The following is a 13,670-nucleotide window of genomic DNA, read 5'->3' as shown; positions in this document are numbered from 1 at the left end:
GTCAGTGTGAAACACCTTCGCGGCGAACGACTTTCGCGATCGACAGCAGCAGAATATACATGTCGAAGTGCAGGGATTGCCGAGCCAGGTATTCGCTGTCGAACCGCACCTTCTCGGGGATGGCGAGGTCATCCCGGCCATTGACCTGAGCCCAGCCGGTCAGTCCTGGCATGAGTGCGTCGACACCGCGCTTTCTGCGCAACTCGATCAGATCGAATTGGTTGAACAGTGCCGGACGCGGGCCGACAAAGCTCATGTCGCCAACCAAGATGCTCCATATCTGCGGCAACTCGTCGAGGCTCGTTTTGCGTAGAAAAGCTCCGATCGGCGTCAGGTACGCATCGCAGTTCTCGAGCAGATGAGTTGCCACAGCAGGGGTGTCGACGCGCATAGTCCGAAACTTCGGCATCAGGAAGAGCTTGTCATGGGCGCCAACGCGCTGACTCCAATACAAGATTGGGCCCGGCGACGTGACTCGCACAGCGACGGCCACGATCACGCCGACGGAAACGAACGCTGGGAGCGCCGCGATGGCCAGCACCCAGTCGGCTATGCGCTTCCCCGCGGCACTCACGTCGACACTCGATACCAGGTCGCCGTGCGGCGCAGGCCGTCGTCGACGCTCATCGTCGGTGCCCAACCGAGGACGCGCTTGGTCTTTGAGATGTCGACATGCAGGTTTCGGCACAGTCGTCGTACAACTTCGGGCTTTCCGAGGAACGAGTCTCCCGATTCGATCGCAGACAGGGGTGTGGGCACCAACCTGGCGGGCTTGCCCATCGCTCGTCCGAGACGTCGCAGCAACTCCGGCGTCGAGAGGTCTTCGCCGTCGCTGATCAGGAACACCTGATTGGCGGCGCCCGGATGGCTGATGCAGGTCATGATCAAGCCCACCAAGTTGTCCACACCAATCAGGCTGCGCTTGTTCCGAATCAGCCCGAACGGCAGAGCCAAACCCTTGTCCAGCGATCTCATCATGCCGAGGAAGCTTGCCTTCACGTGTGGGCCGTACACGAGTGGCGGACGGATGATGACCACATCCATGCCACTGCTATCGGCGAACTTCAGCAGCTGTTGCTCGGCCTGTAGCTTCGAAATCCCATATGGGCCAACAGGTGCGGGTGCATCATCGGCGTCGAAGGGGCGATCGGACGTGGTCTCTTCGCCGTTGACCTTGATTGAACTGAGGAAGACGAATCGGCGCACGCCCGCATCCGCGGCCTGCCGAGCCAAATTCAGCGTCCCATCGACGTTGACGGTGCGAAAGTCAGCCGCATGTTCGGCGTCGTTTGTCCCGGGCACGCGAGCAGCCGTGTGAATGACACACGCCACGTCTCGAAGAGCGTCTTCCCACTCCGTGCCGGCATCCAACCGATCGATACCGAACCTACGCACATCGGGTGACACCGCGTCGAAGTCGCGAGATGCCGCCACGGCGTCGAAATCGAGTTCCGTCAGCCGGTCCAACACGGCCCTGCCGACGAAACCTGTTGCACCAGTGAGTAAGACGCGGTCAGCCATAACCCAGCGCCCGCATGATTTGTGTGTTGGCTTCGTGAATGTCGAATCTGCGTTCCGCTATCTGGCGACTCATCCGGCCGAACTCTTTGGCCAGCGCCGGGTCTTCAACGAACCGAATCATGGCCTTGGCGAGGGCTTTCGGGTCGTGAACGGGGACCAGCAATCCGTTCACGCCCTCTTCGACGGTTTCGCGGCAGCCGCTGCAGTCGGTGGTGATGATCGGCAGGCCGCTGGCCATCGCTTCCAGCGTGCTGCGGGGCTTTCCCTCGCCGTAGGAGGGCAATACGAACACGCTCGCCTGCGCCAGCCAGACGCGGACGTCTGGGACGTGGCCGGTCCATTCGACGATGCCTTCGTCCACCCAGGTTTGCAGCTCGGACGCTGTGATCGAGTCTGGATTGACGTCGACCTGCCCCACCAGAATGAATCGGCTGGTCGGATATCTCGCGCAGACGATTCTGGCCGCATCGACGTAGTCGCGGACGCCCTTGGTGCGCAACATCCTTGCGACGAGGATGAATGTCGTCGGGGGAGGAAAGTCATGTTTCACCGGATAGTGCTCGAGGTCCACACCTATCCCGTCCAGGACCACGATCTGAGTCGGCTTGACGACGCCAAGGTGACGGAATCGCGTTGGGTCGTCTTCGTTTTCGAAGAAGACCCTGCGATTGAAGAAGAGCGACAGTCGATACATGTTGGTCGCCACCCAACGCATGACAGCCCGGGATTTACTTCCTGAGTCGGGATCGTTCAAAAACAGATATCCCAACCCTTCGATCATCGCGTACCGGTTTGGAACTCGTGCGATCACGGCGGCAATCGATCCGTAGATCACCGGTTTGATGTGGTAAGTGAGGACCGCGTCGAGTCTCAGCCGCCGCACGGTTGCGATCATGCTGAACATGCTTTTCGCATCTGAAATGGGATTCAGGCCTGCCCGCGAAAGGGAGTAGTCGACGGGTTCGGCGCCCAGTTCGCGGACCTGACGCTTCAGGTCCTCGGTGTAGTCCGGGGCCAGCGCGTAGATCGCGACGCCGATTTTGACCAGTTCGCTGATCAACGGGCCTCTGAAGTTGACCACCGAGAAGGCCTGGCTGGTGATGATCCCGACGCGATCCTGCCCGGTAACGCCGATCACCCCGACTTCTGCCAGAACACCCCGGACGAGTCGATAGCCACGATCGGGTCCTCGATGCCGTACTCGGCGCGGTAATCGGCAACGGCCCGTCTGCATGCCCGTACCGCGCCGTAGTCGTCGACGATCAGATACCCGCCCGGCGAGAGCTTCGGATACAGATTGGTCAAAGCGTCGATCGTGGATTCATACATGTCGCCGTCGAGCCTGGCGACGGCCAGTCGTTCGATCGGAGCCGACGGGAGTGTGTCCTTGAACCAGCCCTTGAGGAATCGGACGTTGTCGTCGAGCAGGCCGTAGCGCTCGAATGTTGCCTTCACCGTCTCCAGTGGAACCGCCAGTTCGGCGCAGTCGTACAGCTTCCCTCGGGCGTCCGCCGGGTACTTCGCGGCATTGGGCGGCGGAAGTCCGGCAAAGGAATCGGCAACCCACACGCGCCTGTCGGTGACCCCGCGCGCGGCGAGGATGCCGCGCATGAAGATGCAGGCGCCGCCGCGCCATACGCCCGTCTCAATGAAGTCGCCGGGCACGTCGTTGGCAAGCACGTCTTCCATGCAGAAGCGCAGGTTCTCCATGCGTTTCCGGCCGATCATCGTATGTGCAAGCCGCGGCCAATCCCGGCCGTCATCGCGTGCTCCGAGTTTGGCCGCGCGCTCGGCCTGCGACATCGTGAGCTGTCGCTTGATTTGCGTTTTCACCTTGGTGGCCAGGACCTGAAGTGGGCCGCCGATCCGCTGCTCGAGTGCGCCGTCGCCGGCATTCCACAGCGACATGATGAGGGCGCTTTGCAGCAGATCGACGTACCGTTCACCGACGTCGACGGCTCCGACCCGCTCGGCAGAGGGCTTTGACAAGGGGCACTCCTCAAATGGCCACCGCCATTTTATGCGCCACCGTCAATAACGCGGGTGCTTTCGATGCTGTCAGCGAAGTTCTTGAGACGGCGGCCGAGCGTCAACTTGAGTGATCAAGCACTGCGTTGCGCCACTGCGCGGACCACGCCGCAAAGCTGTAGCCCTCACATACGCCGTTCCTGGCCCTTCTGCCCATCGCCGCGCGCGACTCGGCAGAGGCGTCCAGAATCGAACCGACCGCGTCGACCCATTCTGACTGCGACGTCGCCGCCAGCCCGCCCAACGCATCCACCACCTCGCGATTGGCGCCTACCGGCGAGGCCACAATCGGTAGCCCGGCCGCTCCGTATTGCAGCAATTTGTAGGCACATTTCCCGGCGCTGTACGGATCCTCGCGCAGGGGAGCCAACCCGACCGCGGACATGGACAGATGCTTGGTGAAGTCGTCCAGGTTCCACGCGATGCGATCGGTCATCGCCGCCAGCGGCCCGAGCGGGCGATCACCCGAACTGATGACCTTGAGCCTGGCCCCGCGCCGCTTGTTCAACTGCAGAAGCGCGTCGGTGATCGCGGTGAGGTGATGTTCAGTGGTCGGCGACCCAAGCCAGACGAGAGCCGGGGACTCGTCCAATTCGTACGACGAGGGGCACTCGTACATGTCGGGTTCGACACAACTGGGAATCATGACGACATTGGAGTTGAAACGCGCCGCGGCGTTGGCCAGGTAGTCACTTCCCGCGATCACACAATCGGCAGCTGCGACCGAACGCGCCCACACTCTGGGCTTCGAAAGCAAGCGATGGATTCCGCCACGGTCGTCCGCCCAAATGGCGTCATCGAAATCGTACGAGCTGTGTTTCGCCCTGCGTAGCAATCGGGTTTCGACTCCGCCTCTGCTGAACGGCGTCGCCTCTCGCGACATCAGTAGGTTGTCGATCCGCCGTGACCGACCAGCAAGCCGAATCCGTGCCTCGGCCGCGGGTATTCGCGTCCAATTGGCCATCACTGTCCTGCCGAAAAGGTTTGGCGTGCCGAGGTAGTCGTAGTTCGTCGTCGACAAGCCGAGGTGCGTGATCCAGTCATGGATCCGGACGCGACTGCTCGATCCGGCGCGGCCATACGTCGCGACTGTGGTGAGTGGCGCGCTAGTCGCCACCAATCGCCCCCGCCCGGCCGGCGGCACGCCGGCCGCTGATGCTCCTACCGAACGCCTCGAAGTATTTCTGCTTCCACGAGTTGGCGTCGGAACTCGAGGGAGGGTCGTCGCGCTGCTGCGGGTCGAGTAGCGCGTTCGCGACGCCGACAACCAGTGCGAGTCCCCACCCGTGGCCGACGGCCTGCAGGTACGGGTTCGACGCATTCACGATCAGAAGCGCCGCGGCGCCCGTCGCCGATGCGACGAGCACGGGCAGATGCTGGGGGCATGCCCTTGCCGCACGGCGGATGCCGACAATTGCTGCCACCCCTGCGGCCGTCACGAGTGCAAAGCCCACCAGACCGGATGTGAACAGCAACTGGTGGTATTGCAGTTCGAACAGGTATGGCCGGTCCACGGCACGGTAGTACCCGCTGGGCAACCGTGCGCCCAATCCGTAACCGAATAGCGGCTTTTCGGCAAAGGCGGTCAGCAGTTGGGTGGCCTGGATGTCCCGCTCGATGTCGCCTGCCCCTTTGACACCGATGGTGGGCCGGCCGATGTCGAAGAACACGAACGCGGCCTGCGACATCGCAGTCAGAACTCGCCGAACGACCAAGAAGTTGGCAGCAATCGCGATGCCGATGAGAAGAAGTGGGACCGCGGCGACTACCCGCAAATCGATATCGCGGGGTCGGCCGCGCCGCACGGGCGTTGGTCGCAGCGCCCTCATGAAGAGGAACGCGATGATCGGAGCCATGATCGCGACCACGGCGATCGCACGCCGTCCGGAAACCAGCGCTGCAGTGATGCATACGGCAGAGGCGACGGCGAGCAGCCACCGCGGAGGTAACAAGCTGTCTTTGCCTGCCAGTAGACCGGCGGTCACCAACGGTGCCGCAGCGGCCAGCGAGGACAAGCTGTAGTAGCGGATGTGGCTGCCCTCCGCCGTGAGGCTGAACCCCGCTCCCTGGGCACGCACCAACCAGTCAGGAATGAGTTGCGGAAGGATGCCATCGTTGCCCCAGGTGTACAGCACGATGGTGCCGCCCACCAATGTCGCCGTGATCGTAATTGCGAGCAGAGCGTCGCGAATTGCGGTCCGGTCCAAGGAAATTGCCCACAGCCCCCAGATGATGAAACTGCCGAACCACACCCAGCATTCGTGTGAAAGACCGGGTGCCGAGTTGAATGATCCGATCACCGCGGCGATCGCGCCAGCGAACACAAATAGCAATCCACTCACTACGAATGGTTCGGCGACATATCGGCGAGACGACACCCGCCACAATGCCAGGGCGGCGATCACGGTCAGCGTCGGATACAAGGCATAGCCACTGGAAACCGGCCGCCAGACGATGTACGCCAAGGCGAGCGCGCTGACGAGTCGCACCATTTTCAACCCTCCGTGGGCTGCTGGGAGCATACTCTGCGCCAACGGCTGTGACCGCCCGTCTTTCGGCGGGAGCAACCGTGAATTGAAGAATTGAAACTGAAAGTAGTCCGGCAGTGAGTATCCGACGGCTCTTGGCGACGTTTCGGGATAACGCGCTGCTGATCGTCGCGGTCACCCTCGCCGCCGCCCTTGCGGGGCTTGCACTCTCGCTGCTGATGACACCGCGCTACGAGTCGCAGGCACAGATATTCGTGCAGACTGCCACCACGCCCGAATCCCCTGGCGGCTTGTATTCCGGAGGCCTGTACACGCAGCAACGAATGGCTTCGTACGCCCAGCTCGCGAAGAACCAACAGCTTGCGCAGAAGGTTGTCGACGCAACGAAGCTGCCGATCTCGGCTGCCGAGCTGGTCCGCGAAACCACGGTTCTGCCCGCGTCCGACACCGTGATGTTGACGATCGTCGTCAACGACCGGTCGCCGCAGATGGCCAGGGACCTGGCCAACGGACTTGCCGAACAGTTGGCGCAGCAGATCGCGGAGTTGGAGACACCGCCCGGTTCCACCGTCCCATCCGCCGACGCGTCGATAGTGCAAAAAGCGTTGCTACCCACGGCGCCGGTGTCGCCGAGGACGAAACGAAATGTCGCGTTTGCCGGCCTCCTCGGGTTGATCGTCGGCTGCAGCCTCGCCTTGCTCCGCGCCCACTTCGACACCCGGCTCAACGACCCCGCCGAAGTTGCCGAGATCACCGGGACGGAATTGATCGGGTTGATCCCATTCGACACCAAACGAACAAAGCAGCCGTTGATCGATTTCACGGCCGGGAATTCCGCTGCAGCCGAAGCATTCCGACAGGTCAGGACGAAGCTGCTCTTCGCCGATGTCGAACGATCCCCGCGCGTCATCACCGTCACGAGTGCCGGCTCGACCGAAGGCAAAACGATGGTCGCGATCAACCTCTCGGCGGCCTTGTCGGAGACAGGAGCCTCCGTCGTGCTGGTCGAAGGGGACCTCAGACATCCGGCGGTGAGTGGTTACCTGGGCTTGGTGGAGCACGCCGGCTTGACCAGCGTCCTGTCCGGCGCCGCCGCAATCGACCAGGTCATTCAGGAGCCCAAAGGCCACCACATCAAGGTGCTGGGACCTGGTCCCCGCCCGGCGAACCCAAGTGAGCTACTCGGTTCGCAGCAGATGCTGTCGGTCGTCGCCTCGTTGCGGAAGCAGTTCGACTACGTCGTGATCGACGCACCACCACTGCTGGCTGTCACCGACGGCGCCGTGTTGGCGACCCTGTCGGACGGTGTGATCGTCGTGGCCCGCCGTCGTCACACCAGGATCGACGAGCTCCGGGGCGCGGTCGGAATTCTCGAGGGTGTCGACTGCAACTTCCTTGGCACCATCCTGAACACAGTCACGACTCGCGGCGGTAAGCGCGGCTCTGATCGCGACAGCGCCTCCGCGCCACCCGCGATCGCACCGCACATCAAGCCCGACCCCGTCACGTCGCGAAAGTCCTGGCTTCGATCAGCGGATCGGGGTAATCAAAACGGGCATCCGTCCCGCACCCGGCACTCTGCACCAAGCGCGCGACGTCGTCCGAACGGCGAGGTACGGACGGACGGCTAGGTCAGAGCGACGCCCAACAGGACTGGTTCTGACCGAACACCGGCCGTCACACGCTACGAGTTCCTGCAGCCCTAGCGAAGCTGCCACCAGCCCAAGGTCCGCCTAAAATAGGCGTATACGTCAATTATGCGATTCTGGCTACCAAATGGACGTTACGATGACGAAGCGGGGAGCAGGTGGAGGTGGTAGATGGTACAAACCGTCGCGCCTCGCAGCGAACTGTCGTCGCCTACGTCCCTGATCGCGCCGGACTCGGCGGTGTGGTTCGTCTCTGTGATGGCCGCCGCGTGGGCCCGCCACGATTTCGGTTTCGCCGGCGTCGCCCCCCGGGCGACCGCGCTTGTCGCGCTCTTTGCGGTCGTGATCAATGCCGCCGTCGGATTCTGTGTACACATCTACCGACGCAGCTATGTGGCTGGCAGCTTCGACGAGGCCAAGATGATCGCACTGAACGTGCTGATCTCGGCGAGCGCGCTGCAGTGCGTCCTCCTACTGGTCCACCCGGCGGATGTCCCTCGAAGTGTGCCGGTGATCGCCGGAGCGTGTGCACTGGTGGGCATGTGGGGAGTGCGGGTCATCGGTCGACTGCGAGAGTATCGCCGCATCGATCGGATCCCAGCTGACAACGCGATAGTCCTTGGGGCGGGGAACACGGGCGTGCAGTTGCTGCGGCACATGCGCACCGACGCGACCTCGCCGTTCCATCCGGTCGCAGTCCTCGACGACGATCCGTCGAAACGCCGGATGCACATCGAAGGGATCGCGGTATCTGGAACACGCAAACACCTCGCGGCGGCGGCGCGGCGATCGAAGGCAAGTGCCGTCGTCATCGCTATCCCCGACGCGGACGGCGCCACCGTCCGCGAAGTCTCCGCGGAGGCGGCGGCTTTGGGAATGAAGACATTCGTTCTTCCCCGTTTTCGTGACCTGCTCCACGCGTCCGTCGAGCCTCGCCACTTGAAGGAAGTCGAGTTGGCGGACATCCTTGGGCGCGAACCGATTCAGCTCGACGTGGAATCGATATCCGGCCGCATTCGCGACAAGAGGGTTCTCGTGACCGGCGCAGGCGGTTCGATCGGCTCAGAGTTGTGCAGATTGATTCACGAATTCGGACCGTCGCGGCTGATCATGCTCGATCGCGACGAGTCCGCTCTGCACGCTGTCCGGATGTCGATCTACGCCGGGGCGCTCCACGCTGAACCCGCCATCGCGCTGGCTGACATTCGGGATCCCGGCTCTCTGTCCCTCGCATTCGCCGAGCACCGCCCCGAGGTGGTGTTCCATGCCGCTGCGCTCAAACATCTTCCGATGCTGGAAGCCCATCCGCGCGAGGCGTGGCTCAGCAACGTGGTGGGAACCATGAACGTCTTGGCGGCAGCCCGAGCAAGCGGCGTGAGCACCTTCGTGAACATCTCGAGCGACAAGGCCGCCGACCCAATCAGTGTCCTTGGTAAAAGCAAGCGAATCGGTGAGCGCCTGACGTCCGGAGTCGAGGGTTGCGACGGCCTCTACGTGAGCGTTCGATTCGGAAACGTGCTCGGTTCGCGCGGTTCGATGCTGCCCACATTCGAGGCCCAGATCGCTGCCGGCGGGCCGGTGACGGTGACACACCCCGATGTCACCCGTTACTTCATGACCGTCACCGAGGCCTGCCAACTTGTGTTGCAGGCGAGCGCAATTGGACGTTCGGGTGAGGCGATGGTCCTCGATATGGGGGTGCCGGTGAAGATAGCTGACATCGCGAGGTTGCTGATCGCACGGTCCGGCAAAGCAGGCATCGATATCGTGTACACCGGTTTGCGACCCGGCGAAAAGATGCACGAATGCCTTTTCTCAGCCGACGAGCCGCGGGACTTCCGCCCCGTCAACCCCCTGATTTCGCACGTCCTCGTGCCGCCACTTACGTTCGAACTAACGGGTTCTCAGCTCGATTCCATCGCCACACCGAAGTGGGTGCGGACGATAATGAATGCCCTGGCCTCCAGAAGTACAGTTGCCGGTACCAACTCGACCATCGCCGGTGATCCCATCGCAATCGCTGGTTGATCCCGGCCGGTCTTTCGTCGCGTGATGATCCGGTCGGTGCGGACCCTACGAACGTCGGTCGTGCGACCGGAAGTCCGTGTCGTTGCGACCCTTGGCATTCAAGCGATGTCAGCAACAGTTCTCTCGGTACTGACGGCGCGGTGGCTCGGCCCGACAGACCGAGGGGTTCTGGTCACGTTCATCGCGGCCTCGACATTCTTGATGCTCATCGGGTCTGTGGGTGTGCCAACCGGCGGACGGGTGCTCCTGGCCACCCGCCTGAGCCTTGACCGATATCTGTCGATTGCGCGAACACTGTCAGTTCTGCACGTCGTTGGGTCGGCCACCGTCGGCCTGGGAATCCTCTGGCTCTCAGATGCTTTACCCGACACCGTGGTAGCTGTTCTCTTCGTCGCGAACGCGGCATCGCAGTTGTACGGCTACTTTCAACGTGAAGGCCTGCACGGCTTCGGATTTCACGCCACCGCGATCTCCGGCGAACTGATCTGGGCGACGGTGCAGATCGTACTGGTCGCTACGGTGCATCTGATTGCCGGTTTGAACATCGACATGGCGTGTGCGGCCGTGCTCGCGGGATCCGTCGCGCAGAATCTGTTCCTCTGGAGGCAGATTCGCAGGATCCGATCCGCGGCACCCTCCGTCGTCGATCGATTGACGTTCGCCGACATCGTGCGGTTCAGCTCGCCGGCGGCAATCGGAGTGTTCTGCCAGGCATTTGCTTACCGCGGCGATCGGTTGATTCTCGCGACGTTGGCCACAACGGCGGCCGTGGGAATCTACAGCGTCGCGGCAACGATGGCTGAAGTCGTCGGCCTGATCTCGCTTGGAGTGTCGCAGGTCGTCTTCCGTCGCATGGCGGTAACCGGAACAGGATTGTGGTACAAACACATTCGCAACGTTGCGATGCTGCTGACAGTTTGCGGTTGCGCGGCGATGGCGCTGGCGTCGCCGTACCTCGTTTGGCACGTATTGGGCCCTGCCTATGTGGGAGCAATCAGCGTCAGCTACGCGCTGATCGCCGCAATGGTTCCGCTGGCCAGTTACAACTTGGACATCGCCGCGCTCAGTGGTCTTGGCAGGCTCGCAAGCGCACGCCGAATCAACGTGGTGGGCGCAAGCATTCTTCTCACCTGTTGCGTGGTGACAGTCCCGTTCCTGAACCTATGGGGGGCGACCATCTCGACTGTCGCGGCCTACTGCGTAATGGCGCTGCTCGCCCGGCGCGAAATCGCCCGCAGCACATCCGGAAGGGTCAGCCGACGGGAATCAGACCGAACGCCTGCTTAGCGATCGACAGCAGCCAGCCCGCCGCGGTATTGCTTCGGAAACTCGCCCAGTTCGCCTGAAAGCTGACCACCCAGGGCTGGCCGGTGCGGTCGACCGCATACCAGCTGAACGTCATGTCGCCGGGCAGGTTTCCGGCCTTGGCCCCGATATACGGCCACTTCGAGGAGTCCAAGTCGATGCCAGGCACGTTGGAAAGGATGTCTTTGACCGGTGCCGCCGCACCGACCGCCGCGGTCTGCAGCGCGGCGTGTACCCGGCAGATGTCGGCGGCACTGCCGTACCACTCGGCACCGTAGATGGACGCCGGTGTGCCGGTGCGGGCTGGATCTGGTTCGTAGGGGCGGGAATTCGTCTGCTCTAGCAGCTGCGCACGAACTTGGGGGGTGGCTTCCTTCCACTGCTCGCGCAGATCCGGCTTGCCCCAACCGATCGAGAACAGTTCGTGCATGGTCGGAAACGGCGTCATGCTGGCCGGGTCGTGATGACCGGCCGCGACGAGGGCGCGCTCGACGGCCCTGGGGGTCAACCGCTCGATCAGCAAGTCGGTCGCCATGTTGTCGCTTGCGGAGATCATTTCCTGGGCCGCCTTGCGCACGGGAACCTCTGTGCCCGACGGCAGCTTGCCGAGAGTGGCCGATCCGACCTTCTTGGCTTCGTCAGTGATGGTGAGTTGGTCGGTCCAGTGCAGCGTGCCTGCCTTGACGGCGTCGGCAACCGCAAGCAGCACATACAGTTTCATGATGGACGCCAACGGCAGGGAGAGGTCCGCGTTGGCGCCGGCTATCGCCTCGCATTTGCCGTTATCGACTTTGGCGACCTGATACGAGTAGCGCGCACCGGTTTTCGCAAGCACCGCGTCGATATCGCGCCAGTCGGTGATCTTCGGGGGTTGTAGCTTCACCGCGAACCGGTCGACGAAACCGTCTGCGTTGGTGCGCAATTCGATGTCCTGCGCGGCGCCGTAGGGCGTCAGCGTGTGCACTGTCGCCTGTCCCGCGCGGATCTCGATGCCAGCCACCGTGATCGGTCGATCCAGCCAGAGGTTGCCCATGGCCGAGGTGACGCCGTTGACCTGATCGGGGGCGGCCATCGTGGCCACCCCGACGGTTCCGATCGGCCATTCGGAGTTGATCATGTCGATGGTCTGCTTGGCCCGCAGACCCTGGGGCGTGTTGATCTCGATCGGCGCGCCGTACGTCGTGTCCGCCACCGGCGCGGGCGCTGCGGTCTTCGCACAGCCACACGCCAACGCGACGACTAGCGCCGCGGCGATCGACAGGCTGGCCGCGGCGCGCGCGCTACGCCGAGCCTTACTTGCCGGCGCCCGCAACGTCCAGGACAACCTCGAACTCGAGGAGTGAGGCCCCCGTGGCCACCGGGTTGGCGGCCTGGCCCTTGTGCGCCTCGATGGCCGGGCCGGTCGCCCACGCCTGGAACGCCTCTTCGGATTCCCACTGTGTGACGACGAAGTAGCGGTCTTCGCCCTTGACCGGGCGCAGCAGTTGGAAGCCCAGGAAACCGGGCTGGTTGTCGACCGCGTGCGCGCGGTGAGCGAACCGCTTCTCCAGTTCCGGTCCTGCGTCGGGCGGGACCTCGATTGCGTTGATCTTCACCACTACGTTTGGGCTCGGCATGCCGCCCAGGTTACCGTGCGCTGCCATGGCCCCCGACCTGCTCACCCCGCGCGGAGGCGACGGTGATCCGCTGGTCCTGGTGCATGGGCTGATGGGGCGGGGCAGCACGTGGTCACGTCAGCTGCCATGGCTGAGCCGCCTCGGTGCGGTCTACACCTACGACGCACCGTGGCACCGTGGCCGCGACGTCGTCGACCCGTACCCGATCAGCACCGAGCGGTTCGTTGCCGATCTCGGCGACGCGGTCGGCGAACTGGGCCGGCCTGCCGTGATGATCGGCCATTCGATGGGCGCGCTGCACTCGTGGTGTCTGGCCGCGCAACGGCCCGACCTTGTCAGCGCATTGGTGGTAGAGGACATGGCACCGGACTTTCGCGGTCGCACCACCGGGCCTTGGGAACCGTGGGTGCATGCGCTTCCGGTCGAATTCGCCACGGCCCAACAGGTTTACGACGAGTTCGGGCCGGTCGCCGGTCAGTATTTCCTCGAGGCATTCGACCGGACTGCGACGGGCTGGCGGTTGCACGGCCGCCCCAGTACGTGGATCGAAATCGCAGCCGAGTGGGGCACCCGCGACTACTGGTCGCAGTGGAATGCGGTGCGCGTACCCGCTCTGCTCCTGGAGGCGGGTAACTCGGTCACGCCCGAGGGACAGATGCGCAGAATGCAGGAAACCGGCTACCGGGCAACGTATTTGCACGTGCCCGGCGCCGGTCACCTGATCCACGATGACGCGCCTTCGGTTTACCGGCAGGCGGTCGAAGAGTTCCTAGCGACGCTCGCCGCTGGCGCCTGAGGCGGGCCAAAACGGTTGCTTCTCAAACCGTGAGCGGATCGCATCAACGTCGTGTGCGATGCGGAAGCCGTCACGATCGTCCTCGAACAGCCGACCCACCATCGGGGCCGACCACCGGAACTGATCGAAGCGGATACGAAGCGAGTCAGAGCGATGGGCGGCCCAGCTGAGCGCCGCTGCCACCGCGAAGGGGGCGATCAGGATGAGGAGTGAGAGTGCAGTGGTCATGGCAGTAATG

The 13,670-nt window shown here is 63.3% G+C and carries 13 protein-coding genes; 4 read left to right on the top strand and 9 right to left on the bottom strand.

From position 1 onward, the window contains the following. Position 1: 1 nt before the first annotated feature. The 6 genes from GGC64_RS20815 to GGC64_RS20790 form a co-directional block, all read right to left on the bottom strand. Positions 2–574: a sugar transferase gene (locus GGC64_RS20815; RefSeq protein ID WP_370582222.1), complete on the bottom strand. Its 573-nt coding sequence runs from the start codon at positions 572–574 to the stop codon at positions 2–4. After that, positions 571–1,521, bottom strand: a complete 951-nt coding sequence (locus tag GGC64_RS20810; RefSeq protein ID WP_192724426.1) for an SDR family oxidoreductase — start codon at positions 1,519–1,521, stop codon at positions 571–573. The genes GGC64_RS20815 and GGC64_RS20810 overlap by 4 nt, the downstream gene beginning before the upstream one ends. After that, a complete protein-coding gene (locus GGC64_RS35340) occupies positions 1,514–2,659 on the bottom strand; it encodes a glycosyltransferase family 4 protein (RefSeq protein ID WP_370582220.1) in 1,146 nt (381 codons plus the stop codon). Before GGC64_RS35340 ends, GGC64_RS20810 begins: the two co-directional genes overlap by 8 nt. Continuing rightward, entirely contained in the window at positions 2,656–3,510 is an 855-nt protein-coding gene (locus GGC64_RS20800; RefSeq protein WP_225952118.1) for a TylF/MycF family methyltransferase, read from the bottom strand. Before GGC64_RS20800 ends, GGC64_RS35340 begins: the two co-directional genes overlap by 4 nt. 100 nt (positions 3,511–3,610) lie before the next feature. Beyond that, complete coding sequence (locus GGC64_RS35335) at positions 3,611–4,666, bottom strand: glycosyltransferase (RefSeq protein ID WP_192724424.1); 1,056 nt, start codon at positions 4,664–4,666, stop codon at positions 3,611–3,613. Continuing rightward, positions 4,656–6,041 (bottom strand): hypothetical protein, encoded by a 1,386-nt coding sequence (locus GGC64_RS20790; RefSeq protein ID WP_192724423.1) that lies wholly within the window; start codon positions 6,039–6,041, stop codon positions 4,656–4,658. The genes GGC64_RS35335 and GGC64_RS20790 overlap by 11 nt, the downstream gene beginning before the upstream one ends. A gap of 113 nt (positions 6,042–6,154) precedes the next feature. Between GGC64_RS20790 and GGC64_RS20785 the strand changes: the two genes are divergently transcribed. The 3 genes from GGC64_RS20785 to GGC64_RS20775 all read left to right on the top strand — a co-directional run bounded on the left by GGC64_RS20785 (position 6,155) and on the right by GGC64_RS20775 (position 11,002). Beyond that, positions 6,155–7,669 (top strand): polysaccharide biosynthesis tyrosine autokinase, encoded by a 1,515-nt coding sequence (locus tag GGC64_RS20785; protein WP_192724422.1) that lies wholly within the window; start codon positions 6,155–6,157, stop codon positions 7,667–7,669. Positions 7,670–7,858: 189 nt separating this feature from the next. Then, positions 7,859–9,715: a nucleoside-diphosphate sugar epimerase/dehydratase gene (locus GGC64_RS20780; protein WP_192724421.1), complete on the top strand. Its 1,857-nt coding sequence runs from the start codon at positions 7,859–7,861 to the stop codon at positions 9,713–9,715. Between the two features lie 105 nt (positions 9,716–9,820). Continuing rightward, entirely contained in the window at positions 9,821–11,002 is a 1,182-nt protein-coding gene (locus GGC64_RS20775) for a polysaccharide biosynthesis C-terminal domain-containing protein (protein ID WP_192724420.1), read from the top strand. On the opposite strand, the gene GGC64_RS20770 is transcribed toward GGC64_RS20775, so the two are convergent. Further along, the gene (locus tag GGC64_RS20770; protein WP_370582219.1) at positions 10,968–12,344 is read right to left on the bottom strand and encodes a serine hydrolase; all 1,377 of its coding nucleotides are present in this window, start codon (positions 12,342–12,344) and stop codon (positions 10,968–10,970) included. The genes GGC64_RS20775 and GGC64_RS20770 overlap by 35 nt on opposite strands. After that, positions 12,313–12,636 (bottom strand): mycobilin-forming heme oxygenase MhuD, encoded by a 324-nt coding sequence (gene mhuD / locus GGC64_RS20765; RefSeq protein WP_192724419.1) that lies wholly within the window; start codon positions 12,634–12,636, stop codon positions 12,313–12,315. The genes GGC64_RS20770 and mhuD overlap by 32 nt, the downstream gene beginning before the upstream one ends. Before the next feature lie 25 nt (positions 12,637–12,661). Here mhuD and GGC64_RS20760 point away from each other — a divergent pair, with 25 nt between their 5' ends. Further along, positions 12,662–13,432 carry an alpha/beta fold hydrolase gene (locus GGC64_RS20760; RefSeq protein WP_192724418.1) on the top strand — a complete coding sequence of 257 codons (771 nt, stop codon included), beginning with the start codon at positions 12,662–12,664 and terminating at the stop codon, positions 13,430–13,432. On the opposite strand, the gene GGC64_RS20755 is transcribed toward GGC64_RS20760, so the two are convergent. Beyond that, positions 13,406–13,660 carry a hypothetical protein gene (locus GGC64_RS20755; protein ID WP_192724417.1) on the bottom strand — a complete coding sequence of 85 codons (255 nt, stop codon included), beginning with the start codon at positions 13,658–13,660 and terminating at the stop codon, positions 13,406–13,408. The genes GGC64_RS20760 and GGC64_RS20755 overlap by 27 nt on opposite strands. Positions 13,661–13,670: the final 10 nt, after the last annotated feature.

It is taken from the genome of Mycobacterium sp. OAS707, from assembly GCF_014873705.1.
Classification (GTDB): Bacteria; Actinomycetota; Actinomycetes; order Mycobacteriales; family Mycobacteriaceae; genus Mycobacterium.
The sequence above is the reverse complement of the archived record's forward strand: the minus strand, read 5'-3'. Positions and strand labels throughout refer to the sequence as shown.

Bases quoted from the DNA above. Each gene is read 5' to 3' on its own strand.
- mhuD (WP_192724419.1), bottom strand. From the start codon at position 12,636: ATGCCGAGCCCAAACGTAGTGGTGAAGATCAACGCAATCGAGGTCCCG.
- GGC64_RS20755 (WP_192724417.1), bottom strand. From the start codon at position 13,660: ATGACCACTGCACTCTCACTCCTCATCCTGATCGCCCCCTTCGCGGTG.
- GGC64_RS20810 (WP_192724426.1), bottom strand. From the start codon at position 1,521: ATGGCTGACCGCGTCTTACTCACTGGTGCAACAGGTTTCGTCGGCAGG.
- GGC64_RS20790 (WP_192724423.1), bottom strand. From the start codon at position 6,041: ATGGTGCGACTCGTCAGCGCGCTCGCCTTGGCGTACATCGTCTGGCGG.
- GGC64_RS20780 (WP_192724421.1), top strand. From the start codon at position 7,859: ATGGTACAAACCGTCGCGCCTCGCAGCGAACTGTCGTCGCCTACGTCC.
- GGC64_RS20775 (WP_192724420.1), top strand. From the start codon at position 9,821: ATGTCAGCAACAGTTCTCTCGGTACTGACGGCGCGGTGGCTCGGCCCG.
- GGC64_RS20760 (WP_192724418.1), top strand. From the start codon at position 12,662: ATGGCCCCCGACCTGCTCACCCCGCGCGGAGGCGACGGTGATCCGCTG.